Source organism: Kitasatospora sp. NBC_01250, from assembly GCF_036226465.1.
Taxonomy (GTDB): domain Bacteria; phylum Actinomycetota; class Actinomycetes; order Streptomycetales; family Streptomycetaceae; genus Kitasatospora.
Window position 1 is genome coordinate 2,541,355 of the sequence record NZ_CP108476.1, and the last position, 22,778, is coordinate 2,564,132.

A 22,778-nucleotide genomic window follows, 5' to 3' on the forward strand; every position below is an offset into this window, starting at 1 on the left:
CCAGTGACACTACGGCTCAGCTACACCGGCACGCTGCGTCCCCACAACTCCTGCGCGTGCTCGGCGAACCGGTCGAAGAGTCCGCCCTCCTCGCAGCGCCGCAGGTGCATCATCGGCGAGTCGTGCCCGACGACGCGCGCGAGGTGCGGCGTCACCAACGCGTGCTGGTCGAAACGGAACACGGACAGGCCCACATGGTTCGGCCCGTCCTCGGGCGCACTGAACCGGGCCTCGACTCCGTCGACCTCGGCGAGCTTGGCGAGGTTCTCCAGGGTGATCCGGATCCGGGTGGAGACGGTGAGGGCGACGTCTTCGAGCTGCTCACGCTGCCGGGTCGTACCGGACGCGGGATCGCCGAGCAGGAACCGGACCCGGCAGCCGCCCTCCGCCTTGCGCCGCAGCGTCTGGTGCAGCGCCGGCTGCTCCAGCCAGACGAAGTAGTTGGTGTATCCGGCCAGGAGGATCTCGGACGTGGCATCGGAGATGAGCTGAGCCCAGACCGAAGTCGGGCAGGCCGAGCGGTAGGGGTAGACGGCGAACACCTCCCGGTCATGCCCGGTCTTGACGTTCCCCCGCACGGAGTCCGGCCAGATCATCCGTTCATCAACTCCTAGCGCGGTACAGACATCGGTGCGATTCCGCTGGTGCGGCACGAGAGCCGCGTCGGACAACCAGCGTTCCACGGTCTTGGGCGTCACGCCGACCCGGGTGGCGAGCTGCCGAACGCTGAGCTCGGCGCCTGACATAGCGTCCCGCAGCGCTTTGTTCAAGGTGCATCCCTTGGACGTTCGGGCTTTCTCGGACGGTACCGCCGGAACAGCCGCGCTGTCTCGGATATGGGGATGAGGTCGTCCACAAGGAAGCGCGTCAAGCGCGCCGCGTTGCTTCGGGCGGTCCGGGAGGTGAACGAAGCGGGGCGGCAGATCGGGCATGCGCCATGACCCGACGGTGCGTCAGACCCGGTTGATCGCACGACCATCGCTCCTCCTAAGGTGGATCACCGGAGGGCCACCGTCCTCTCACCACTCGGCGGAAGTGACACCCATGACTGACGCTCGGCCCAGCGAACCCGCGGACCTCATAGCCTTCGCCCGCGCGCACTCGCCCTTCTACCGCGACCTCTACGCGCACCTGCCCGCGGGCGTCGCCGATCTCCGCTCCCTCCCGCTCATCGACCACACCGCGTTCTGGGAGGCCCACACGGTCGCGGACAGCAAGCTGCTGACCGGGCCGCACACCGACGGGATCGTGTTCAAGACCGGTGGCACCACCGGGATGCCGCGGATCTCGTTCTACACGCGGCCCGAGTGGCGGGCGATGGCCCGCCGGTTCAGTGCCGGGCTGACGGCCGCCGGGGTGGAGCCCGGGGACCGGGTGGCGAATCTGTTCTACGCCGGGGAGCTGTACTCCAGCTTCGTCTTCACCCTCAACCTGTTCCAGGAGGCGCCGGTCGCAACCGTGCAGCTGCCGATCGGCGGGGCGGCCACGCCCGAGCAGGTGGTGGCGACGATGCGGGACTTCTCCGCCACCGTGATCGCCGCGCTGCCGACCTCGCTCTCCCGGCTGGCGCGCGAGGTGGTGGACACGGTGGGCAGCATGCCGCTGATCCGGCTCGCGCTGTTCAGCGGCGAGGCGTTCCATGATGACCAACTCCCGCTGATCAAGCAGGCGTTCCCCCATATCACGGTCCGTTCCATCGGCTATGCGAGCGTGGACGCCGGGGTGCTGGCGGCACCCGTCGCCGGGGAGTTCGACAACCGGGTGCACCAAGTGCTCACCCCCGAGAAGGTGGTGGAGCTGCTGGATCCGGTGACCGGTGAGCCGATCGAGGAGCCGGGGCGGGCGGGCCGGGTGGTGGCCACCGACCTGGTGCGGCGGCTGACGCCGATGATCCGCTACCCGGTGGGCGACCTGGCCGAGTGGGTGGACTTTCCCAGCCGCACCTTCCGCCTGCTGGGGCGGGCCGAGGAGGGAGCCCGGGTCGGGCCGGTGAGCATCTTCCTGGAGGACCTGCGGGCGCTGGTGACCGACACCGATGCCGAGGGCCGGATCGGCGGCCTCCAGGTGGTGGTGCGCCACTTCGACGGGCGCGACCAGATGACCCTGCGCCTGGCCGACAGCACCCCCCAGGCCACCGGACGGGACACGCTGGAGGCCGCCATCATCGAGCAACTGGACGTGCGCAGGCCGCTCTTCACCGACCAGGTGGCGCGCGGGGCGATCCACCCGCTGGCCGTGGAGTGGGTCGGCCCGACCGGCCTGACCGTCAACCCGCGCAGCGGCAAGGCGATCCGGCTGCTGGACGAGCGGCTGGACGAGCGGCTGAACAAGCGGCTGGGCTGAGCGCGGGCAAGGGCGTCGGGGGTGACGGCAACCGCCGTCACCCCCGACGCGCGAGGAGGTCAGCCGACCCGCAGGTCGACCACCTCACGGAGCTTTCCGCTCGACTCGGTGCGGGCCAAGGCGGCCGCCGGCGCCGCCTTGACGTGCAGCTCGACCACGCGGTCGTGGACGACGTCGACCGCGAGTTGCGGGTACTCCGCCAGGAAGGCCTCGGCCAGCCGCGCGGCGTCGCGGCCACCGGCGTCGAAGTCGCCCAGCAGGACGGTCAGCGCGGTGCCGGCCGACCCGGCGCCCTCCTCCACCACCACCTGGACCGCGCCCACGTGGTCCAGGGTCTCCTCCGCGATCGCCACGAAGCGGCGGTAGTTGAGGAAGTGCCCGCCGGCCCGGAAGATGTCGCCGAAGCGGCCGAGCAGTTCGAAGCGCGGGGTGCGCCGCCCGCAGGGGCAGTCGCCCTCGATCCAGCGGCCGAGGTCGCCGACCTCGTAGCGGTCCAGCCGCTGGCCGCGCCGGGTGTGCGCGGTGAAGACCAGGCGCCCGGCCTCACCGGGGGCCGCCGGGCGGTCCTCGGTGCGGTCCAGGATCTCCAGCGTCTGCACGCCGCTGAACAGGTGGTGCACCCGGTCGCCGGCCTGCGCGCACTGGTAGCCGAGCGGTCCGGCGTCCACGCTGCCGTAGGCCGCCGAGCGGATCAGCTCGACACCGAACTCCTCGCGCAGCCAGTCCTGTTGGCCCTTCGAGAAGTGCTCGCCGCCGAAGAAGACCTTCCGCACACCCCGATAGGCGCGCAGCGCGTCCGCCCCTTCGGTGAAGACCCGCAGCAGGTAGTTCGGCATGCCGAACAGGGTGTCCACCCGGTGCTCGACGATCGCATCGGCCACCATCGCATGGTCCGGCTGGGCGACCATCGGGAACTGCACGGCCTGCAGGGTCTCCAGCACCGAGTAGAAGCTGAGGAACCCGCCCGCCAGCTGCCCGTTGAAGAAGAGGTTCATCGAGCGGTCGGTGCGCGGGTCGAAGCCCGCCGCCAGCAGGCCCTCGGCGCCCGAGCGCATGTGCTCGTGGTAGTCGTCCCAGGCGAAGGCGGAGAGCTTGGGAGCCCCCGAGCTGCCGCCGCTGCGGAAGAAGACCTCGGCCCGCCGGCCGTCGCCCTGCAGCCGCTCGAACTCGCTCTTCACCGTCACCGGCACCTGCGGCAACGGCAGTTCACGCACGCCCACCAGGTCGTCCAGGCAGGCGTCCGAGCCGAAGCGCCCGTCCAGCTGGACGTCCACCCGGCGGCTGTAGCGCTGCAGCGCGTAGACGCCGTCGTGCGGCTCGCCGTTGTAGCTGTCGAGCATGCCGCCGGGGACGGTGACCCGCTGGGCGCCGGCGGTCAGCACCAGGCCGGCCAGCACGGCGGTGTCGGCCCGGCCGGCACCGAGTCCCACCGTCTGCAGGTAGCGGCGCATCGGGCGCAGCACCTCCACGATCCGGGTGCGCGGCAGCGGCTTGACCCAGACGGTGCGGTGCAGCGGGGAGGCGCGCAGCGCGCTGCGCAGGTCGGCCAGCACGTGCCAGTTGCCGTCGGGGTCGGCGTGCACCCGGGTCAGGCCCAGGTGCTCCTCCAGGCCGGTCACCAGCACGGTGTTGCTGATCTCGGCGCTCTCCAGCGGATCGCGCTCGCGCACGGTCAACTCGCCCACCGCCTCGGCCAGGACGGCGGCGAAGCGCTCGGCGAAGGCGAGCACCTGCGCCTCGTCCTCGGTGTCCAGGTAGACCAACTGCGGGCTGGAGCAAGCCTGCTGGTCGAGCCGGCAGATGTCGGCGGCGATGCCGCGCAGCGTGGCCGGGTCCGCCCAGCGCTCCTCGGTGAGGTAGGCGAAGGAGAGCTTCGGGCCCCAGTCGACCAGTCGGCAGCCGGCCGGCACCAGCTTGCCCACCCCGGCCAGCGCCTCCTCGCCGCCCCAGGCGGCCACCGCGTCGGCGCAGGCGCAGAGCCGGGCCAGCCAGTCGGTGCGGCTGGAGGGGAAGGCCAGCACGATCACCCGGCGGGCGATCGCGCCGCTCGGGTCGAGCGCCGCGAGCTGTGCCAGCAGCTGCTGGGTGAAGCGTGAATCGCCGCTGGTCTTGGCCGCGTTGATGTTCCCGGCGAGCAGGCCCTCGATCACGCTGAGCGCGCCGGCGGCGGGCGCGTTGCCCGGCGTGACGTGCACCAGCAGGCCGACCGGCAGCCAGCCCTCGAAGATCTCCCGGCGGAAGTCGAAGCGGGCCAGCCGGCCCGGGTCGGTGCCGCCGAGCTCGCGCATCAGCTTGGTCTCCAGCGCCTCCCGGTCGAGTGCGCCGGCGACGTCGCCCAGGGTGCGGACCACCTCGGCCGCGTCGACCCCGGCGCCGGCCAACTCCTCGGCCAGCAACTTGGTCTGTGCGCTCGCGGGGTCGCGCAGCGCGGTGGCGAGCAGGTCGCAGGCGGCCAGCACGGTCAGCGGGCTGAGCCGGGGCTCGGCGAGCACCGAGCGGACGTGGGCCTCCAGCTCCTCCAGCCGTCGCCCGGCCTCGGCGTCGTCGAGGAACTCGCCCTGCCAGTAGTGCGGTCGGTCCTCGCAAGAGGTGTGCGGTGCGGTGGTCACGAGTTCCCCTTGAGCAGTTCGGCGGCGGCGATGGCGCAGCTGCGGTTCCGGCTGAGCGCGGCCCGCCCGTGCACGGTGAACCAGGGTGTGGGCAGGCCGCAGCCGCACTCCTCGGGGGCGTGCTGCGAGACCATGTCGGCCATCAGGACCGACTGTGCGGGCACCGAGGTGATGTAGGGCGAGATGAACTGGGCGTAGCCGCGCTGCCCGTGGCCCAGCGGCTGCAGGGTGCGCACGTCGCGCACCAGCATCCGCGACCAGGTGGGCACGTGCAGGTGGTGGTTGGCGCACTCCATGTAGAGCACCGAGTGCTCGACCGCGCCGAAGCCGTCCCTGATCCGCTCGTCCGGGATGCCCAACTGCTCGTGGATGCGCCGGTACAGCTCCGGCTTGGTGACCTGCTTGTCGGCGTTGCCCTTCCAGCCGCCGCCGAAGACCACCAGCGAGCGCGGGTCCAAGGTGACCGGCGGCAGGCCGAGTTCGCGCATCCGGTCCAGGGTGAAGGAGAGGAAGGCAGGGAACCCGAGGATGCGCACCGGGGCGCCCTCCTCGGCGAACCGCAGCAGCGCCCGCACGCAGCCGAACGGGTCGAACTCGTGGCCGCTGCCAGTGTGCTTGAGCGCGTACTCGGCCGAGCGGACCGGCGCGAAGTGGGCCAGGTACTCGTCGGTGAACGAGGTTCCCAGGTTCAGCCCGGGGCGCGGCTGGTAGTTGGAGAGCAGGTAGTTGACCGGCTCGTCCGAGCCCAGCCAGCCGTAGGAGTCGAAGATCCGGGCGACGATCCGCTGCCCGTTGCGCAGCGTCCAGTCGTCGAAGAACATCTGCGACTTCTGCCCGGTGGTGCCCGAGGAGGTCAGGTGGATCCTGACGTCGTCCTCGGGTATCGACACCACCTCGTGCGCCTTGAAGAAGTTGGCGTGCACGAAGGGCAGTCGGGCCAGGTCGGCGGCCGACTTCAGCGGCTGGTCGGCAGCCGCGCTGGACGCCCACAGTCTGCCGAAGAACGGCGAGCGGGCGGCGTGCCAGGCGTTCGACTCGTTCATCGCCTGGGCGAACAGCTCGTCGAGCTCGGGGCCGGCCAGGTAGGGCTCGGCGACGTCGAAGAGCTGCTGGACGTGCCCGAGCGCGGACGGGTCCGGGACCTGGACCGGTTCGAGGTAGCGGCTCGCCAGGTCCACCGGGATGGTCGTACTCACTGGAACACCTCGTGCGTGTTGAGGTACTGCTGCTTCCACAGCTCGGTGTACTGCTCGGTGAACGGCTGGAAGGCCGCGTCGATGGACAGGCCGCGGAAGTCGAGCGGCTGCAGGCTGCGGGTCATCACCACGTAGTCGCGGAACCCCTCGCCCTGGCGGCGCATCGCCGGATAGGCGGCGGCCGGCAGGAAGCCGTACGCGAGCAGCAGCCGCAGGTCCTGGTAACGGTCCAGCGGCAGCAGCGCCTCGATGTGCGAGGCGCCGCCCTCGGCCAGCCGGGCGATCAGGGTCTCGAAGACCGGGGCGAGCGTGGCCAGGTCGCCGCCGGCGGTGCCGATCAGCGCGCAGTAGCCGTCCGAGCGGTTCAGCTGGGCGTAGACCTCGTGGGCGCCGTCCGCGGAGGAGAGCATGACGTTCGGGGTGTGGAAGGGGTAGAAGCGCTGTTCCGGGTCGGGCATCACCTCGGTGGTGCGCCGGGCCACGAACTGCGGCGCGTCGACGAACTCCATCTCGACGCCGACGGAACGGCGTTGGCGCCGCGGCAGCGGCTCGTCGTCGATCGCGGGCAGCGGCTGCTCGGACAGGCCGACCGCCTGGTGCAGCGCCCGGACCAGGTCGGCCAGCCCTGCCGGCACCCGTTCCACCGGCAGGCGCCGCTCCAGCACGCCCGGACGGTGCTTGGCGAGCAGCACCATGGTCTCGTGCTCGTCCGCCTTGCGCAGGTTGGGGAAGATGCCCAGCGCGCGGAACCCGGCGCCCAGGCAGACGCGTTGCGGCGCGGTGGAGTTGGTGCGCGCGGTGGCGTAGACCGAGTCGGCGGGCTGCCGGGTGCCGTCGCCGGTCAGCAGGGCGTCGGCGAGCTGGCGCACCGCCTGGTGCGCCAGTCCGGTGCCGCGGGCGTCGGGGTGGATCACCAGGCCCTGGAGCTTGCCGAGCCGCTCACCGGGGTCGAGGGTGCCGATGATGGTCCCGACGATCCGGCCGGTGTCCGGCTCCCGGGCGGCCAGCCAGGTGGTGTTCGGGGCCGCGATCTCCCGTGCCATCACGGCGGGATCGGTGCCGATCGGCAGCGCGTACCCGCTGCCGTAGACGTGTCGATAGAGCGCCAACAGTCCGTTGATATCGCTCTGCCGAACGGCAGAGAACTGCTGCGTCAAAATACCTCCCCAGTCTTGCCCGCGCACCGGCGGATCGCGTCGGCGCGTCAGGATGGGCAGTCCTCGCGTTCGAATGCGCAGCCCTGGTGGGGTGGGTCGCATGCGGAAGTCCGCATAGGGCGGCTTACCGTGCCGCAATTCCGCCGGAGTGGGGTGCCCGGCGGCCTGCCGGCCGAAAGGAGGAGACGGCCGCGGTGTCACGCGACCGACCTCCTCACTCTAGCTCGCAGCAACCGAAGTTGACCATGCGTCAGTTGGCTGACCTGGCCGGATGGACATCGAGTGCGACTGAGATCACAGGATGTCCACGGCCCACCGGGCCGGCCGGTGACATTCCGGCCGGAGTTGCGCCACTTTTCGGACAACGAGCTGCTGATCCACCGTAGTTGAGCGGTGGTCGCACTTTTTGCCACTGTGGCAAGGGACGGCACACGACGCTCCCGTGAATTCCGCGGAAAGCGGGCGGGGCCAACGGGAAAGCGGTGGACCCCCGGGAAATATGTGCCCGGGGGTCCGTCGGTGGATTGGCTGCCAATTGGCATGTCCAGAGGGGGAATACGCGTCCCGCGATGGTCAGGCTCCGGTGCGCCGGCCGAAGTGGACGGTCTTCGCGAGCAGCAGGTAGGCGTCGGCCCGCTGGTCGATGCCGGCCGGGTCGGCGGGGTCGAGCAGGCGGTCCAGGGTCGCCAGGTCCTCGGCGTCCAGCTGGTCGCCGAGGGTCTGCCGGCTGCGCTCCAGGTTGCCGCGCAGCCACTGCCGCGGCCCCTCGGCGAGCGGGGCGGGGTGTTCGACCAGGAAGGTACGGCTGCGCACCTCGGTGAGGCCCGCGGCACGCAGCATCCCGGGCCAGTCCTCCACCACGGCGACCGAGCCCGGCAGTTCGGCACGCATCCGGGCGAACCGCTCGACCATCGCCGCATCCAGCCGGGCGAACAGGTCGGGGCGCCCGAAGCCGAGGTCACGGGGCAGGCCGCGGGTCGGCAGGCCGCCCTCGACGACGGCCAGCACTCCACCGGGCGCCAGCAGCCCGGCCAGTGCCTCCAGGGCGCCCTGCTGATCGCCGACGTGGTGCACCACCTGGCCGGACCAGATGAGGTCCGCCGCGCCCGGCTCGGCCAGGTCGGCCAGCCCTGCGGGGAACTCGGCCCGGCGGGTGCGCAGCTTCACCCCGAGCCGCGCGGCCCGCTGCTCGGCGCGGGCCAGCAGCTGCTCGCTGCCGTCCACGGCGGTGACCTCGGCCGCCGGGAAGGCCGCCGCCAGTCGGCAGGCGGCGACGCCGGGGCCGCTGCCGATGTCCAGGATCCGGCCCGGTCCCCGGTCGCCACGCACCGTCAGCCGCTGCAACTCGGCGATGGCCTGCTGCACGTACGGGCCGTGTGCCTCGCCCTCCAGCACCAGCAGGTCGGCCATCGCGTCCCAGTCGAAGTCGTCGTCGTGCGGGTGACCGTGGCTGTGGCCGTGGCCACCGCCCTGGCTGTGGCCCTGGTCGTGGCCGTGCTTGTGGTCGCGGTTCATCGTGCTACCTCCGTCGGCATGCGGATCTGCCTCGACAGTGCACCCGGCCCGGACCTGGCCGCAAACGTTGTTGCTGATTCGGCAATCGTGTCCAATGGAGGGCATGGAAGACGTCCTCGCCGCCGTCGGGCCACGGCTCAAGCGCATCCGCCTCCAGCGGGACTGCACACTGGCCGCGCTCTCGCAGACCACCGGGATCTCGGTCAGCACCCTGTCCCGGCTGGAGACCGGGCAGCGCAAACCCACCCTGGAGCTGCTGCTGCCGATCGCCCAGGCCCACCAGGTCCCGCTGGACGAGCTGGTCGGCGCTCCGCCGGTGGGCGACCCCCGGGTGCGGCTCAAGCCGGTCAAGCACGGGGACACCACCGTGCTGCCGCTGAGCCAGCACCCGGGCGGGCTGCAGGCCTTCAAGATGATCATCAACACCGACCGCAACGCCCCCGAGCTGCGGACCCACGAGGGCTACGAGTGGCTCTACGTGCTCGGCGGCACGCTGCGCCTGGTGCTGGCGGAGCACGATCTGCTGCTCAGGACCGGCGAGGCGGCCGAGTTCGACACCCGGGTCCCGCACTGGTTCGGCAGCACGGGCGACGGGCCGGTGGAGGTGCTCAGCCTGTTCGGCCCGCAGGGCGAGCGGATGCACGTCCGCGCCCGGCCGCGCGGCAAGTGAGCGGCCACCGGGGCGCGCGGGGCAGGGCCGCTACGCCGCCACGCCCACCCGTCGCCGCACCGCGCGCTGGATCTCGGACGGCCCGCAGACCCACACCAGCGTCCGGCTGATCCCCCGCGCGATCGGCCGGTCCACCCCCAGCCGCACCACCGCCGGCCGGCGCACCCCCAGCTCCGCCCTGGCCCACCCGGGCAGCAGGCCGACCGCCCCGTTCATCACCAGCCTGGTGGCGGCCCGCTCGCGCGGGCTGCGCCCGAACCCGCGCAGGAACCGCAGGCAGTCCAGCGCCGCGGGAGTGGCCCGCAGCTGCGGACGGACGGCGGCGAAGTACCGCGCCACCTCTGCCCGCGAACCCGGCACCCCGACCGCGCCCAGCCGCTCGGCCACCAGCGCGGCGTCCGCGTAGTAGGCGTCGCACTGGGCGGGCGTCAGGGGGGTGGCGGCGAGCGCCTGGTAGCCGGCCAGGAAGCAGCGCACCTCGGCGGTGTGCACCCAGGTGAGCAGCTCGGGATCGTCCGCGCGGTAGGGCCGGCCGTCCGGCGCGGTGCCGCGGATCCGGGGGTGGATCCGGCGCACCGCCGCGATCGCCTGCTCGGCGGCGGCCGTCGAGCCGAAGGTCGTGGTGGTGACGAACCGCGCCGTCCGGTTGAGCCGGCCGGCCGGGTCCGCCCGGAAATCGGAGTGCGCGTCCACGGCGGCCATCGCCAGCGGGTGCAGCGACTGGAGCAGCAGCGCGGCGAACCCGCCGGTGAGCATCCCCGCCGGGTGCCCGTGCACCCGCCAGGTCATGCTCGCGGGGCCGAACAGACCCGGGTCCCCGGGCGGTCCCTCGTACCGCTCCAGGTGCAGGTCCTGGCCGTGCACCGTCGCGTTCACCTCGGCCAGCAGCCGCGCCCGCAGCGCCTCGAACGGCGCCGCGAGCGCGGCCGGTTGGAACGGCGGCACGGTCGTCATGCCACCCATCATGCTCCCCCGCCCCACCCTCCGGACAGGCCGGGGCCGGGGCCGGGGCGGGCCGGGGGCTTGGGCGCGCTCCCTAGGGAGTGTTCTGAGTTCGGATCATGATGCGGGTCTCAGGCTGCGGAGCCAGATGACGGCACCGCACAGGTGCAGGCCGGCTTCGTAGCTGGCCGGGGTCTTGTCGTAGCGGGTCGCTAGGCCCCGCCAGTTCTTGATCTTGTTGATGGCGCGCTCGACGGTGTTGCGGTCGCGGTAGAGGTCCGCGTCGTGGCTGACGGGCCGTCCGCCGCTACTGCCCTTCTTCTTGCGGTTGGCGGCCTGGTCGTCCTTCTCCGGGATCACCGCCTTGATGCGGCGTCTGCGCAGGTAGGTGCGGGTACCGCGGGCGGAGTACGCCTTGTCGGCGGAGACCGCGTCGGGGCGGGTGCGGGGCCGGCCGACCGGGCCGCGGACCTTGATCTTGTCCATGACGGCGGCGAACTGCGGATTGTCCGCGCTCTGGCCCGGCGTGACCACGAAGGACAGCGGACGGCAGCGCCGCTCGGCCGCCAGATGGGTCTTCGTGGTCAGCCCGCCCCGCGAACGCCCCAGCGCGGCTGCCTTGAGCCGCGCCCGGCGGCGCCGACGCATGCGGCGCTTTCCTTCCCGCGCGGCCTCGTCCGCAGCACTGCCCTGGTCGGCTACCGGCCCGGTTTGTCCCTTCGCAGGATCCCCTTTTCCTCAGCGACTGCCTTCTCCAACTCCTCCAGCAACTCGGCGTCCACGACCATCCCGGCCGCGTGGTGGTGCGCTCGGGCGACGGTGGAGTCCACGCTGACCAGCGACAAGTCGACCTGGCCGCGCGCGGCGGCCTCAGCGATCATCCCGTCCATCAGGGCCTGGAAGACGCCCTTGAGCGCCCAGGAGTGGAACTGGCCGTAGATCGTGGACCAGTTGCCGTACCGCTCGGGGACGTCCCGCCAGGGACTGCCCACCCGGAACCGCCACATGATCGCATCGAACTGCCGCCGCAGGTCCGGGATCGGCCCTGTCGCCGCCATCGGCAGAAACGGCTCGACCAGCTCCCACTCACCGTCCGTCAGATCTCCGCGTGTCATGGCCTTCTTCTACCAGCAGCAGCACCGCCGAAGCACCCGAATCCACGAACTCATGATCCGAATTCAGAACAGTCCCTAGTCGAGCACGGTCAGCACCGCCCCCGCGGCCACCGTCCGCCCGCCCTCGCGGACCGCGAAGCCGAGGCCGGGCTCGACCGGGACCGGCTGGCCGAGGGTCACCGTCAGCTCGACGGTCTCCCCCGGCTGCACCGGGCCGTGGCCCTCGGGCAGCTCGACGTCGCCGACCACGTCACCGGTGCGCAGGTAGAACTGCGGCCGGTAGCCGCTGCTGATCGGGGTGCGGCGACCGCCCTCGGCGGTGGAGAGCAGGTGCACGCGGGCGGTGAACCGGGTGTGCACCGAGGCGCCGCCCACCGCCACCACCACTTGGCCGCGGCGGACCTGCCCACGCTGCACCCCGCGCAGCAGCAGCGCGACGTTGTCGCCCGCCTCGGCGGACTCCATCGTGCGCCCGAAGGTCTCCACGCCGGTGACGGTGGAGACCAGCTCCGAGCCGTAGCCGAGCACCTCCACCCGGTCGCCCAGCCGGACCCGGCCGCGCTCGACGGCGCCGGTGACCACGGTGCCGCGCCCGGTGATGGTGAGCACGTTCTCCACCGGCAGCAGGAACGGCGCCTCGGTGTAGCGCACCGGGGTGGGGACGTAGGTGTCCACCGCGTCCAGCAGCTCCAGCAGCGCCACCGACCAGAACGGGTCGCCCTCCAGCGCGCGCAGTCCGGAGACCCGCACCACCGGCAGCCCGGCGCCGTCGTAGCCGTGGGCGCTCAGCAGCTCGCGGACCTCCAGCTCGACCAGTTCGAGCAGCTCGGGGTCGCCGGCGTCGGCCTTGTTCAGCGCGACGACGACGTGCTCCACGCCGACCTGACGGGCCAGCAGCACGTGCTCGGCGGTCTGCGGCATCACGCCGTCCTGCGCCGAGACGACCAGGATCGCGCCGTCCAGCTGGGCGGCGCCGGTGATCATGTTCTTCACGAAGTCGGCGTGTCCGGGCATGTCCACGTGGGCGTAGTGCCGGGTCGCCGTCTCGTACTCCACGTGCGAGATGTTGATGGTGATGCCGCGGGCGGCCTCCTCCGGGGCGCGGTCGATCCGGTCGAACGGCACGAAGGTGCTACCGCCGCGCTCGGCGAGGACCTTGGTGATGGCGGCGGTGAGGGTGGTCTTGCCGTGGTCGACGTGACCCATGGTGCCGATGTTGAGGTGCGGCTTGGTGCGCACGAAGGCCTGCTTGGCCATGGCGGGGATCTTCTCCTGGAGTCGTCCTGACACATGGGACGGGACCTCTGCGACGGGCCGACCTTCCCCGTCCGAGGTCCCGGGACGTCCCGGGGAAGGTCAGCTTCGCGCGCCGCCGAATGCGGTCGCGCCGTCGACTGCTGCTGCGCCGGCGAGAGCGGCGTCAGCGGCGGTTGCGACTGCCAGGGCCAGGGCAGCGGCCATCGCGCCCGCGGCTGCGGGGAACTCGGCGATGGCGTGCTGGAACATGCGAACCATCCTGCTCCTGCGACGGATCGGCACGCCACTGAATTTCCGCGCGCCCGGCGGGATCCGTCAGCGCAGCCCCAGCTCCCGCCGGGCGCGGGCGACCAGGGCGCGCCCCGCCGGGCTGTCGGGCCCGCCCGAGCGCCAGGCGAAGACCAGGCGCCCGCGCAGCGCCGGGCGGTCGATGGCGATCACCCGCAGCTGCTCCGCGCGTGCCTCGGCGAAGGCACCGGGCAGGATCGCCGCGCCCAGGCCGCGGGCGGCGAGCTGGGCGAGCACCTCGGGGTAGCTGGCCTCGAAGGCGATCTTCGGGGCGAAGCCGGCGGCGGCACAGGCCTCGTCCAGCCGGGTGCGCAGCCCGGTGCCGCGCGGCAGGCTGATCAGCGGGCGGCCGCGCAGGGTGTCCAGCGAGATGACGGGGTGCACGGCGAGTTCGTGGTCGTGGCTCACGGCGGCCACCAGGGGCTGGTCGTCCACCACCAGGCACTCCAGGTCCGGCGGCGTCTCGCTGCCCAGGCTGACGATCGCCGCGTCCAGCCGCCCGGTCCGCAGGCCCGCGAGCAGCTGGTCGGTGTTGGCCTCCATCAGGGTGATCTCGACCTCCGGGTGCGCCTGGTGGAAGCTCGCCAGCAGGCCGGGCAGGTCGACGTTGTGCGAGGTCACGGTGCCGACCGAGAGGTGGCCGCGGACCAGCCCGGCCAGCTCGTCGACGGCCGAGCGGGCACCGGCCACGGCCGCGAGCGCCGCCCGGGCGTAGGGCAGCACGGCCTCGCCCACCGCGGTCGGCCGCACCTCGCGCCCGGAGCGGTCCAGCAGCTCCTCGCCCAACTCGCGCTCCAGCTTGCGGATCTGCGCGCTGACCCCGGGCTGCGCCACGTGCAGCCGCTCGGCGGCCCTGGTGAAGTTCCGCTCTTCGGCCACCGTGACGAGGTACTCCAGCTGGCGCAGTTCCATAACCATTGATTCTAGCAAGGAGAAAATCCAGATCTTGGACTTCTGGTGGACGACGCAGCAGGCTGGACACCGGCAAACGAGACCAACCCGAACAAGGAGCCTGGTCATGACCGAGACCCGCGAACGCGCCCACACTCCCGAGGACTTGGCCCGCCTCTTCGTCGCCCGGGCGAACGCCGGCGACGCCGCCGGGCTCGCCGAGCTCTACGCGCCGGACGCCGTGCTCGCCTACCCGCCGGGCTCGGTGACGGTCGGCCGGGAGGCGATCCGCGCCGTCTGCGAGCGGATGCTCGAACACGCGCCGCGGCCCTTCGCGGTGGAGGAGCCGCTGCCCACCGTCCGGTACGGCGACCTGGCCCTCACCAGCACCCGCGCCGCCGACGGCACCGGCGGCCGGGTCCAGGTCAACCGGCAGCAGCAGGACGGCAGTTGGCTGCGGATCATGGACCGCCCGGAGACCCGGCCCGCCGACCCGACGACGTCGAAGGCGGTGGACTGACCGATGACGGTACTGATCGCTGGAGCCGGGATCGGCGGCCTGACCGCCGCGTTGAGCCTGCACGCCGCGGGCATCGAGGCGGCCGTGGTGGAGAGTTCGCGGGAGATCCGGCCGCTCGGGCCTGCCCGGGGCGTCGGCATCAACCTGCAGCCGCACGCCGTGCGCGAGCTCACCGAGCTCGGGCTCGGCGAGGAGTTGGCCGCCATCGGCGTGGACTCGGTCGAGCTGGTGTACTGCGACCCGTCAGGGCGCCGGCTCTTCACCGAGCCGCGCGGCACGGCGCAGGGCTACCGCTGGCCCCAGTACGCCGTGCACCGAGGCGAGTTGCAGCTGATGCTGCTGGCGGCCGTGCGCGAGCGACTGGGCGCGGACGCGGTGCGCACCGGGGTCCGGCTGGCCGGCTTCGCCCAGGACGACACCCAAGGCGCTGTCCGGACAGAGCTGTTGGACCGGGCGAGCGGTCGCACCGAGCAGACCGGGGCCGCGGCGCTGATCGGGGCGGACGGGCTGCACTCCGTGGTGCGAGCCCAACTCCACCCACAGGACGGAGCGTTGCTCTGGTCGGGGATCCGGATGTGGCGCGGGGTGACCTCGGCCGAGCCGTTCCTCACCGGCCGCTCGGCGGTGATCGTGCGCGACGGTGACGTGGAGATGATCGCCTACCCGATCGGCCAGGGCCGGATCAACTGGGTCTGCCAGGTGCGCACGGGCGAGCCCGGGCCGCTGGCGGGCGATGCGGCCCGGAGCCGGCCGGGAGCGCTGGCGGAGGTGCTGCCGTACTACCGCGACTGGGCGCTCGGCTGGCTCGACGTCCCCGGGCTGCTGGCCGGCGCCGAGAAGATCCTGGAGTACCCGATGGTCGACCGCGAGCCGCTGCCGTCCTGGGGCCGCGGCCGGGTGACGCTGCTCGGCGACGCCGCACACCCGATGTACCCGGTCGGGGCCAACGGTGCCTCGCAGGCCGTCGTCGACGCCCGGGTGCTCGCCCACGAGCTGGCGGGCGCCGCCGACCTGCCCACCGGCCTGGCGCGCTACGAGAGCGCGCGGCGCGAGGCCACCGCGGCCATCGTCCGGGCCAACCGCGCCATGCACCGGGACGGCGGACGCACCCCGCAGGAGCTGGCCCGGATCACCGCCGCCTACCGCAGCGCCACCGGCGGCGACGTCGCGGCGCTCAACAGTCGCGCCTCGCTCGACCCGCCCGCTCCCGCACCCGCAGATATGCCCACAAACCCCACAACCCCCTGGTCCTGACCCCGGCGACCTTGCATGATGGTCCCCGCACGGAGCGGACGGGGGGCGTCGCCGGCTCCTCTGCGCTCTCCCGTCACGGCGCCCCGCCCCTCGCCCCGCCGAACGCCGGAGAGCCCGTTGACCCCCTCGCCCGACCAACCGACCCCCGACCGATCGAGCCCCGACCACCCGACCCACGACGCCGCCCCGGCACTGGAGTTCGCCGGCCTGGTCAAGCGCTTCGGCGAGCACCTTGCGGTGGACCACATCGACCTGGTGGTGCCGAGGGGTTCGTTCTTCGGCCTGGTCGGCCCCAACGGCGCCGGCAAGACCACCAGCCTGTCGATGGCGGTGGGCCTGCTGCGTCCCGACGGCGGCTCGGCGCGGATCTTCGGCCGGGACGTCTGGCGCGACCCGGTGGCCGCCAAGTCGCTGATCGGCGTGCTGCCCGATGGCATGGCGCTGCCCGACCGGCTGACCGGCCGCGAGGTGCTCACCTACCTCGGCCTGCTGCGCGGCCTGCCCCGCCCGGTGGTCGAGGAGCGCGCCGACGAACTGCTGCGGGTGCTCGAACTCGACTCCGCCGAGAGCACGGTGGTGGTGGACTACTCCACCGGCATGCGCAAGAAGATCACGCTGGCCACCGCCCTGCTGCACGGCCCGAAGCTGCTGGTGCTGGACGAGCCGTTCGAGGCCGTCGACCCGGTCTCCGCGGCCACCATCCGCACCATCCTGCAGCGCTTCGTGGCCTCCGGCGGCTCGGTGGTCTTCTCCAGCCATGTGATGGCGGTGGTCGAGCGGCTCTGCGACCACGTCGCGGTGATCGCGGGCGGCCGGGTGGAGGCCTGCGGCACGCTGGACGAGGTGCGCGGCGGGCAGTCCCTGGAGGACGCCTTCGTACACCTGGTCGGCGCCCGCACCGGCGGAGCGGAGGGGCTGGCATGGTTGGCGTCCTGATCGAGATGCGCACGGCGATCCAGCGGCGCTCCGCCCAGGGCAGGCGCGGCTACGGCACGCTCGCCCTGCTGCTGGTGGTCACCCTGCTGGCCGTCAGCTCGCTGCTGGCCGGCTTCACCCACTACCGGCACCCCGGCGCCGGCACCGACGTGCTGGCCGTGCTCTGCTTCGGCTGGCTGCTCGGCTGGATCACCGGCCCGGTGCTCACCGGCGACGACGCCACCCTGCGGCTCGACTACTTCAAGCTGCTGCCGATCCCGCCCCGCAAGCTCGCCTTCGCCATGCTGGGCGCCGCCTTCACCAACGTCTCGCTCCTCTTCAGCCTGATCGCCTTCGGCGCGCTGGTGGCCTTCGGCGCCCAGTCGGGCGCCGGTCCGGCGCTGGTGGGCCTGGTCGCGGTGCTGCTGGAGCTGGCGCTGGCCGTGGTCGCCTCCACGGTGGCGGTCGCGGTGCTCGGGCCGGCCGTCAGCTCGCGGCGCGGCCGTGACTTCGGCACCATGCTGATCGCGCTGGCGATCACCGGCCTGTCGCTGGCCTCCGGCTCGGTGCCGTTCCTGGCGGGCAAGCTGACGAGTGGTCGGTCGCCGGTGCTCTCCGCCGTGGTCCGGGCACTGCCCTCGGGCTGGGGTGCGCTGGCGGTGGACGCGGCCGGGCGCGGTGCCTGGGCCGAGAGCGCGCTGGCGCTGGCCGGGCTGGCCCTGCTGACCGGCGCCCTGGTGCTGGCCTGGCCGCCGCTGCTCGGCCGCCGCCTGGCGATGGCCCCCGGCGGACGCTCCCGCGCCACCGCCCGCGGCCGCACCCGCGCCAACCGCCGCCGCCCGCTGCTGCCCGCCACCGCGCTGGGCGCGGTGATCCGCAAGGAGCTGCGGCTGTACTCGCGTTCGATGCTGCGCAGCGTGCAGCTGATGATCGCCTTCCTGGTGGGCGTGCTGGTCTGCGTGGTCCCCGCGCTCAGCGGCGTGCGCCTGCTGCTGCCGTTCGCCGGCGTGCTCTTCACCGCGATCGCCGCCGCCTGCGCCACCAACCTCTACGGCGACGACGGCTCGGCGCTCTGGCTCACCCTGGTGACGCCGAACGTCGAACGGGCCGACGTCCGGGGCCGGCAGTGGGCCTGGCTGCTGGTCGTCGGACCAGCCGCGCTGCTGCTCACCGTCGTGCTGACGGCGGTCAGCGGCCAGCGCTGGGCCTGGCCCTGGGCGCTGGCGGCCGAGCCCGCGCTGCTGCTCGGCGGGGCCGGCGTGCTGGTGCTGGTCTCGATCCTGACGGTCTTCCCGCTCACCGCGACCGGCGGCCCGACCCCGCCGCGCCAGCTCAAGGTGAACCTGATGCTCTTCGCCACCCTGCTGGTCACCCTCGCCCCGCCGCTGGTCCCGCTGATCGCCGGCGCGGCCACCGGCAGCGGGGCGTTGTCCTGGCTGGCGGTGCCCGTCGGCCTCGGCTGGGGCGCGCTGCTCTGCTGGGGTCTGGGCCGGCTCGCCCTGCGCCGGCTCGAACGGCGCGGGCCCGAGGTCTTCGCCCTGGCCCGCACGCCGGCCGGCTGAGCCCCGCTGGTCCATCGGTGGCGGCCCGGCGTTGCACCCCGACCGGCCTGCGGGCACTCGCAAGACTGGGCGGATGTCCCCTTCGAGCAACGTCTCCCGGCGCACCCTGACCACGGCGGCCGGCGCGGCGGCGCTGGCCGCGGCCGCCGGGCTCGCCGCCCGCCCGGCCCACGCGGCGGACGGCGACCCGGCAGCCACCGGACCGGCCGGCGAACCCGCCACCGGACCCGCCGACGAACCCGCCACCGGACCCGCCGACGAACCCGCGGCATCCGAGGCCACCGAGTTCCGCGGCATGTGGCTGACCACCGTCTCCAACCGCGACTGGCCCAGCCGGCCCGGCCTGTCGCCCGGGGCCCAGCAGCAGGAGCTGCTCGCCCTGCTCGACACCGCGGTCGACCACCGCCTCAACGCCGTCGTCCTGCAGGTCCGCGCCACGGCCGACGCACTCTGGCCCTCGCCGTACGAGCCGTGGGCGGCCGTGCTGACCGGTGACCAGGGCCGCGACCCCGGCTGGGACCCGCTGGACTTCGCCGTCCGCGAGGCGCACGCCCGGGACCTGGAGCTGCACGCCTGGTTCAACCCCTACCGGATCGCCACCCGGCCCGACCCCTCGCTGCTGGCGCCCGACCACCCGGCCCGGCAGCACCCCGACTGGGTCGTGCCGTACGCCGGCTCGCTGCTCTACAACCCGGGCCTGCCCGAGGTGCGCCGCTTCGTGCAGGACGCCATGCTCGACGCCGTCGCCCGCTACGACGTCGACGGCGTCCACTTCGACGACTACTTCTACCCCTACCCCGTGGCCGGTCACGACTTCGACGACGACGACGCCTACCGGCGCTACGGCGACGGGTTCACCGACCGGGCCGCCTGGCGGCGCGACAACGTCGACCGGCTGGTGCGGGAGACCGCGGGGCGGATCGCCGAGCTGAACCGCTCGCAGACCACCGGCTCGGGCCGGCCCCGGCGCCCGGTGCGGTTCGGGATCTCCCCGTTCGGCGTCTGGCGCGACCGCTCCGTCGACCCGCTGGGCTCCGACACCCACGGCGGCCTGTCCTCGTTCGACGACCTGTGCGCCGACACCCGCGGCTGGGTGCTGAGCGGCTGGCTCGACTACATCGCCCCGCAGCTGTACTGGTCGATCGGCTTCGCCACCTGCGACTACGCCGAGCTGGCCCCCTGGTGGGCCGAGCTGGTGCGCGGCACCGACACCCTGCTCTTCCTCGGCGAGGCGCTGTACAAGGCCGGCGATCCGGACCAGTCGGCGCCGTGGCAGGACCCGGCCGAGCTCTCCCGACACCTGACCCTCACCCAGGACCTCCCCGAGGTGCGCGGCAACCTCTTCTTCACCGCCGGCGACGTGGCCGCGGACCGGATCGGGGCGATGCGACAGGTCGTCACCGACCACTACCGGACCCGGGTGCGACCGCCCCGCTGACGGGTGCGGGTGGCCGCGGTGGGCACCGCCGCTCCACTCGAGCGCCACAGCAGCCACACCCGCCCCTCCGCTACAGTCATGGGCCGACGCACCGCAGTCCTTGCGGTCCGTCAGTGCGCGCGGGGGCGCCGAACCGAGCTTCACGCTGCCCCCGCGACTGGATCATCCTTTTCATGGGGGAATTCGTTCTTATGCGTACCACGACGCTCCTGCGCGCCGCCGTTCCGACCGCGGCCGCGCTCACGCTGCTGCTGACCGGGTGCGGCCCGGACGAGACCACCGCCACCGGCAGCACCACCAGCGCCCCGGCCACCGCCACCAGCGCCCCGGCCTCACACCCCGCCGTTGCCACGCCCAAGTCCCCGACCGGCGCGCCGTCCTCGCTGACCACCGCGAGCGCCTCGAAGTCCGCCGCCGCCCCGGCCGGCGACGCCTTCCCCGGTGCCCTGGCGGCCGGCGCGCAGGCCAACGGTGTCTTCACCGACCACCAGCAGGGCGACATCTCGCTCGCCATCGGCCCGGTGAAGGTCGTCAAGGGCGACATCGCCGACCTGGCCAAGTTCGACCTCAAGCCGGACCAGACCGCGGGCAAGACGCCGTACTACGTCTCGGTCAGCTACACCCACACCGGCGGCAACGGGATCTTCGAGCCGTACTTCAACCTCCAGCTGCGCGCGATGCTCGACGCCCAGAACCAGGCGCCCAAGCTCGACCTGCTGAGCTCGTTCCCCAAGTGCTCCAGCGACGTCCCGGTCGGCGGCGCCAACTTCGTCAAGGGCCAGACCGAGCACGAGTGCGCGGTCTACCTCGCCCCGAGCGACAAGCCGATCACGTACATCCTGTGGATGAACAAGGACAACACCCCGCTGGCATGGAAGGCCGGCTGACACCGTGACGGCCTCGCCACCCACCACCGTGGGTCGCGAGGCCGTCCGCCGTCCCTCTGTGGGGTCAGGCCCCGTTGCGCGCCTCGGCCTGCTCCTGGAGCAGGCCGGCGATCCGGGCCAGGTCGTTGCCGATGTCGATGATGCCGTTGATGTCCGTACTGGGTGCGGAGGCGCCGTTCACGGCCAGGTAGAAGGTGTGCAGGCACCCGTGGCCCGCGTCGAGGTAGCCGCCGATGGTCATCGCGCCGGCCGCCAGGCGGTTGTTGAGCGCGTCGAGCCCGGCCACGGCGCCGGTCTTGGCCCACACCTTGCCCTTGCCCGGACAGGTCGCGGACCCCGCGCACACGTCGGCCAGCAGGCCGTCCACCCCGAGGATCGGCTGCGCCAGCCGGAACCGGGTCGCGTCCGGCGTGCCCTGCCAGTAGTGCAGCAACTGGTCGATCACCCGCGGGGTGACCCGGTCGACCGGGTTCCCGCCGCGCCCGTCCAGCAGTTGGGCCTGGGTCGGGTCGATGCCGGCCAGCTTCAGGAAGTCGTTCAGCACCGGGAAGCCGTCGATGCACTGGTGGCTGCCGGCCGTGACGGCCATCAGGCAGACGGCCACGTTCGCCCCCAGGTTGTGGCTGACCTTGAAGATCAGCCGCGCGTACTGCGCGTACTCCGGCGAGACGTAGACGGCCACCTGCTGCGTGCCGTCGTAGGAGTCGGGCAGCAGGCCGGTGGGGTTCGGTCCGGTCGGCGGGGCCGTCACCGTGACGCCCGAGCGAGCCGCTAGGGCCTGTCCGGCGGATCTTGCCGGACAGGCCCTAGCCGTCCAGCAGGTCGAGCTGCACGAACGGGTCGTGGTGCAGTTGCTCGAAGGGCACGCCCGTGCGGTGCAGCACCCGGGCGGCGGCCCTGATCATCGGCGCCGGGCCGCTGAGGTAGGCGTCCGGCTGCTGCCACGGGCCGGACTCCGCCAGCGCCTCCACCAGCGAGCGCCTGGTCAGCCGGGCGTCCTCGTCCGAGATCGCCGCCCGCACGGTGAGCCAGCGGTGGCGCTGGGAGAGCCGCAGCAGGTCCTCCAGCCCGTACAGCTCCTGCGCCGTGCGAGCGCCCACGAACAGGTCCACCCGCCGCTGCGCGCCGTCCAGCAGGGCCTGCTCGACCAGCGCGCGGATCACCGCGAGCCCGGTGCCGCCCGCCACGCACACCACGTCCCGGTGCGAGGCCGGGTCGATGGCCAGCTCGCCCAGCGGCATGCCCAGCCGCAGCACGTCGCCGACCACGGCCTGTCCCACCAGCGCGCTGCTGATCCGGCCGCCGGGCACCGCGCGGACGTAGAAGGTGATGGTCCCGTCCGGCCGCGGGGCGTTGGCGGGCGAGAAGTAGCGCCAGACCTTCGGCCGCCAGGGCGTCTCCACGCTGACGAACTGCCCGCCGGTGAACGTGTACGGCTGCTCGGGCCGCACCGTGATCTCCGCGAGGTCGGGTCCGCGCCGCACGTGCTGCACGATCGGCGCGTGCCACACCGCGGGCCGCCGGGCCGCGTCGGCCACCGCCGCCTGGTCCATCGCCTGGGCGGCCATGCCGTAGGCGCGGGTCCAGGCGCTCGCCACCTGCGGCGTCCAGGCCGGGCCCGCGAAGTGCTCCAGGGTGTCCAGCAGGCACTCGCCGACCGCCGCGTAATGTCCGCTCAGCGTGCCGAACTTGCGGTGGTCGCGCCCCAGGTCACCACAGAAGCGCGCCAGGTTCGCCGGGTCGTCCACCAGGTCGACGATCAGCAGCAGTGCCCGCACCAGCCGGTCGTGCTGGACGTCCATGTCCGGCGGGAACAGCTCGCGCACCTGCGGATACCGGCTGAACAGCGTCCCGTAGAAGCGCACCGGCAGCGCCGCCGCGTGCGGCTCCACCGCCGCCCGGCTCGCCCGGATCAGCCCGATGTCGTGCCCCGACAGCCCCGCCCCGGCCGCTCCCGGCTCAGGCGCCGCCGCCACGGCCGACGGAGCAGCCTGCGGCATCGCCACCGGATTCGTGGGCGCGACGACATCACCGGTGGAACGCCTGGCGCGAAACCTCACTGGACGACTCTCCCATCGAACTCTTCGCGCCTGGAACCATTTGCCGCAGGGCAGGAAACGACGACATTCTGCCCATAGGGCCGATCGGGTCGACAACCATCACTTGGTGAAGTGTTTGTGAATGGCCAACCCCATTGCTACGCCTACCAGTACGGCCAC

At 72.9% G+C, this 22,778-nt stretch carries 19 protein-coding genes and 1 pseudogene; 8 read left to right on the forward strand and 12 right to left on the reverse strand.

Features of this window, described 5'->3' with window-relative positions; genetic code table 11:
* Positions 1-20: 20 nt before the first annotated feature.
* The gene (locus OG500_RS10510) at positions 21-596 is read right to left on the reverse strand and encodes a DUF5919 domain-containing protein (protein WP_329579050.1); all 576 of its coding nucleotides are present in this window, start codon (positions 594-596) and stop codon (positions 21-23) included.
* Positions 597-1,044: 448 nt separating this feature from the next.
* Here OG500_RS10510 and OG500_RS10515 point away from each other — a divergent pair, with 448 nt between their 5' ends.
* Positions 1,045-2,343, forward strand: a complete 1,299-nt coding sequence (locus OG500_RS10515) for a phenylacetate--CoA ligase family protein (RefSeq protein WP_329579053.1) — start codon at positions 1,045-1,047, stop codon at positions 2,341-2,343.
* A 59-nt stretch (positions 2,344-2,402) separates the two neighbouring features.
* On the opposite strand, the gene OG500_RS10520 is transcribed toward OG500_RS10515, so the two are convergent.
* The 4 genes from OG500_RS10520 to OG500_RS10535 all read right to left on the reverse strand — a co-directional run bounded on the left by OG500_RS10520 (position 2,403) and on the right by OG500_RS10535 (position 8,820).
* On the reverse strand, positions 2,403-4,952 hold the full coding sequence (locus OG500_RS10520) for an acyl-CoA reductase (protein ID WP_329579056.1): 2,550 nt from the start codon (positions 4,950-4,952) through the stop codon (positions 2,403-2,405).
* Positions 4,949-6,148 (reverse strand): LuxE/PaaK family acyltransferase, encoded by a 1,200-nt coding sequence (locus OG500_RS10525; RefSeq protein WP_329579059.1) that lies wholly within the window; start codon positions 6,146-6,148, stop codon positions 4,949-4,951. Before OG500_RS10525 ends, OG500_RS10520 begins: the two co-directional genes overlap by 4 nt.
* On the reverse strand, positions 6,145-7,257 hold the full coding sequence (locus OG500_RS10530; protein ID WP_329579062.1) for a GNAT family N-acetyltransferase: 1,113 nt from the start codon (positions 7,255-7,257) through the stop codon (positions 6,145-6,147). The genes OG500_RS10525 and OG500_RS10530 overlap by 4 nt, the downstream gene beginning before the upstream one ends.
* Positions 7,258-7,878: 621 nt before the next feature.
* Positions 7,879-8,820, reverse strand: coding sequence for a class I SAM-dependent methyltransferase (locus OG500_RS10535; RefSeq protein WP_329579064.1), 942 nt, complete (start codon positions 8,818-8,820; stop codon positions 7,879-7,881).
* Between the two features lie 103 nt (positions 8,821-8,923).
* Between OG500_RS10535 and OG500_RS10540 the strand changes: the two genes are divergently transcribed.
* Positions 8,924-9,490 (forward strand): helix-turn-helix domain-containing protein, encoded by a 567-nt coding sequence (locus OG500_RS10540; RefSeq protein WP_329579066.1) that lies wholly within the window; start codon positions 8,924-8,926, stop codon positions 9,488-9,490.
* Positions 9,491-9,520: 30 nt separating this feature from the next.
* Here OG500_RS10540 and OG500_RS10545 read toward each other — a convergent pair whose 3' ends face one another.
* The 5 genes and pseudogenes from OG500_RS10545 to OG500_RS10565 all read right to left on the reverse strand — a co-directional run bounded on the left by OG500_RS10545 (position 9,521) and on the right by OG500_RS10565 (position 14,004).
* On the reverse strand, positions 9,521-10,444 hold the full coding sequence (locus OG500_RS10545; protein ID WP_329579068.1) for an oxygenase MpaB family protein: 924 nt from the start codon (positions 10,442-10,444) through the stop codon (positions 9,521-9,523).
* Positions 10,445-10,549: 105 nt separating this feature from the next.
* Positions 10,550-11,547: pseudogene (locus tag OG500_RS10550) on the reverse strand (IS5 family transposase).
* A gap of 75 nt (positions 11,548-11,622) precedes the next feature.
* Positions 11,623-12,804: an elongation factor Tu gene (gene tuf, locus OG500_RS10555; protein WP_327066273.1), complete on the reverse strand. Its 1,182-nt coding sequence runs from the start codon at positions 12,802-12,804 to the stop codon at positions 11,623-11,625.
* A 99-nt stretch (positions 12,805-12,903) separates the two neighbouring features.
* Entirely contained in the window at positions 12,904-13,053 is a 150-nt protein-coding gene (locus OG500_RS10560) for a hypothetical protein (RefSeq protein ID WP_327066274.1), read from the reverse strand.
* 66 nt (positions 13,054-13,119) lie between these two features.
* Entirely contained in the window at positions 13,120-14,004 is an 885-nt protein-coding gene (locus OG500_RS10565; RefSeq protein ID WP_329579072.1) for a LysR family transcriptional regulator, read from the reverse strand.
* Between the two features lie 106 nt (positions 14,005-14,110).
* Between OG500_RS10565 and OG500_RS10570 the strand changes: the two genes are divergently transcribed.
* From OG500_RS10570 to OG500_RS10595, 6 genes are all read left to right on the forward strand, one after another.
* The gene (locus OG500_RS10570; protein ID WP_329579075.1) at positions 14,111-14,503 is read left to right on the forward strand and encodes a YybH family protein; all 393 of its coding nucleotides are present in this window, start codon (positions 14,111-14,113) and stop codon (positions 14,501-14,503) included.
* Positions 14,504-14,506: 3 nt separating this feature from the next.
* Positions 14,507-15,757 (forward strand): flavin-dependent oxidoreductase, encoded by a 1,251-nt coding sequence (locus tag OG500_RS10575; RefSeq protein ID WP_329579078.1) that lies wholly within the window; start codon positions 14,507-14,509, stop codon positions 15,755-15,757.
* A gap of 117 nt (positions 15,758-15,874) precedes the next feature.
* Positions 15,875-16,693, forward strand: coding sequence for an ABC transporter ATP-binding protein (locus tag OG500_RS10580; protein WP_442789135.1), 819 nt, complete (start codon positions 15,875-15,877; stop codon positions 16,691-16,693).
* Entirely contained in the window at positions 16,678-18,234 is a 1,557-nt protein-coding gene (locus OG500_RS10585) for a hypothetical protein (protein ID WP_329579080.1), read from the forward strand. Before OG500_RS10580 ends, OG500_RS10585 begins: the two co-directional genes overlap by 16 nt.
* 73 nt (positions 18,235-18,307) lie before the next feature.
* Entirely contained in the window at positions 18,308-19,672 is a 1,365-nt protein-coding gene (locus OG500_RS10590) for a glycoside hydrolase family 10 protein (RefSeq protein WP_329579083.1), read from the forward strand.
* A gap of 191 nt (positions 19,673-19,863) precedes the next feature.
* Positions 19,864-20,559, forward strand: a complete 696-nt coding sequence (locus OG500_RS10595) for a hypothetical protein (protein WP_327066280.1) — start codon at positions 19,864-19,866, stop codon at positions 20,557-20,559.
* Between the two features lie 64 nt (positions 20,560-20,623).
* Here OG500_RS10595 and OG500_RS10600 read toward each other — a convergent pair whose 3' ends face one another.
* Positions 20,624-21,310 (reverse strand): D-alanyl-D-alanine carboxypeptidase, encoded by a 687-nt coding sequence (locus OG500_RS10600; protein ID WP_329579087.1) that lies wholly within the window; start codon positions 21,308-21,310, stop codon positions 20,624-20,626.
* Between the two features lie 55 nt (positions 21,311-21,365).
* On the reverse strand, positions 21,366-22,619 hold the full coding sequence (locus OG500_RS10605) for a globin domain-containing protein (protein ID WP_329579091.1): 1,254 nt from the start codon (positions 22,617-22,619) through the stop codon (positions 21,366-21,368).
* Positions 22,620-22,778 lie beyond the last annotated feature (159 nt).

Bases quoted from the DNA above. Each gene is read 5' to 3' on its own strand.
- OG500_RS10510 (WP_329579050.1), bottom strand. From the start codon at position 596: ATGATCTGGCCGGACTCCGTGCGGGGGAACGTCAAGACCGGGCATGAC.
- OG500_RS10515 (WP_329579053.1), top strand. From the start codon at position 1,045: ATGACTGACGCTCGGCCCAGCGAACCCGCGGACCTCATAGCCTTCGCC.
- OG500_RS10535 (WP_329579064.1), bottom strand. From the start codon at position 8,820: ATGAACCGCGACCACAAGCACGGCCACGACCAGGGCCACAGCCAGGGC.
- OG500_RS10540 (WP_329579066.1), top strand. From the start codon at position 8,924: ATGGAAGACGTCCTCGCCGCCGTCGGGCCACGGCTCAAGCGCATCCGC.
- OG500_RS10545 (WP_329579068.1), bottom strand. From the start codon at position 10,444: ATGACGACCGTGCCGCCGTTCCAACCGGCCGCGCTCGCGGCGCCGTTC.
- tuf (WP_327066273.1), bottom strand. From the start codon at position 12,804: ATGGCCAAGCAGGCCTTCGTGCGCACCAAGCCGCACCTCAACATCGGC.
- OG500_RS10560 (WP_327066274.1), bottom strand. From the start codon at position 13,053: ATGTTCCAGCACGCCATCGCCGAGTTCCCCGCAGCCGCGGGCGCGATG.
- OG500_RS10565 (WP_329579072.1), bottom strand. From the start codon at position 14,004: ATGGAACTGCGCCAGCTGGAGTACCTCGTCACGGTGGCCGAAGAGCGG.
- OG500_RS10570 (WP_329579075.1), top strand. From the start codon at position 14,111: ATGACCGAGACCCGCGAACGCGCCCACACTCCCGAGGACTTGGCCCGC.
- OG500_RS10575 (WP_329579078.1), top strand. From the start codon at position 14,507: ATGACGGTACTGATCGCTGGAGCCGGGATCGGCGGCCTGACCGCCGCG.
- OG500_RS10585 (WP_329579080.1), top strand. From the start codon at position 16,678: ATGGTTGGCGTCCTGATCGAGATGCGCACGGCGATCCAGCGGCGCTCC.
- OG500_RS10590 (WP_329579083.1), top strand. From the start codon at position 18,308: ATGTCCCCTTCGAGCAACGTCTCCCGGCGCACCCTGACCACGGCGGCC.
- OG500_RS10595 (WP_327066280.1), top strand. From the start codon at position 19,864: ATGCGTACCACGACGCTCCTGCGCGCCGCCGTTCCGACCGCGGCCGCG.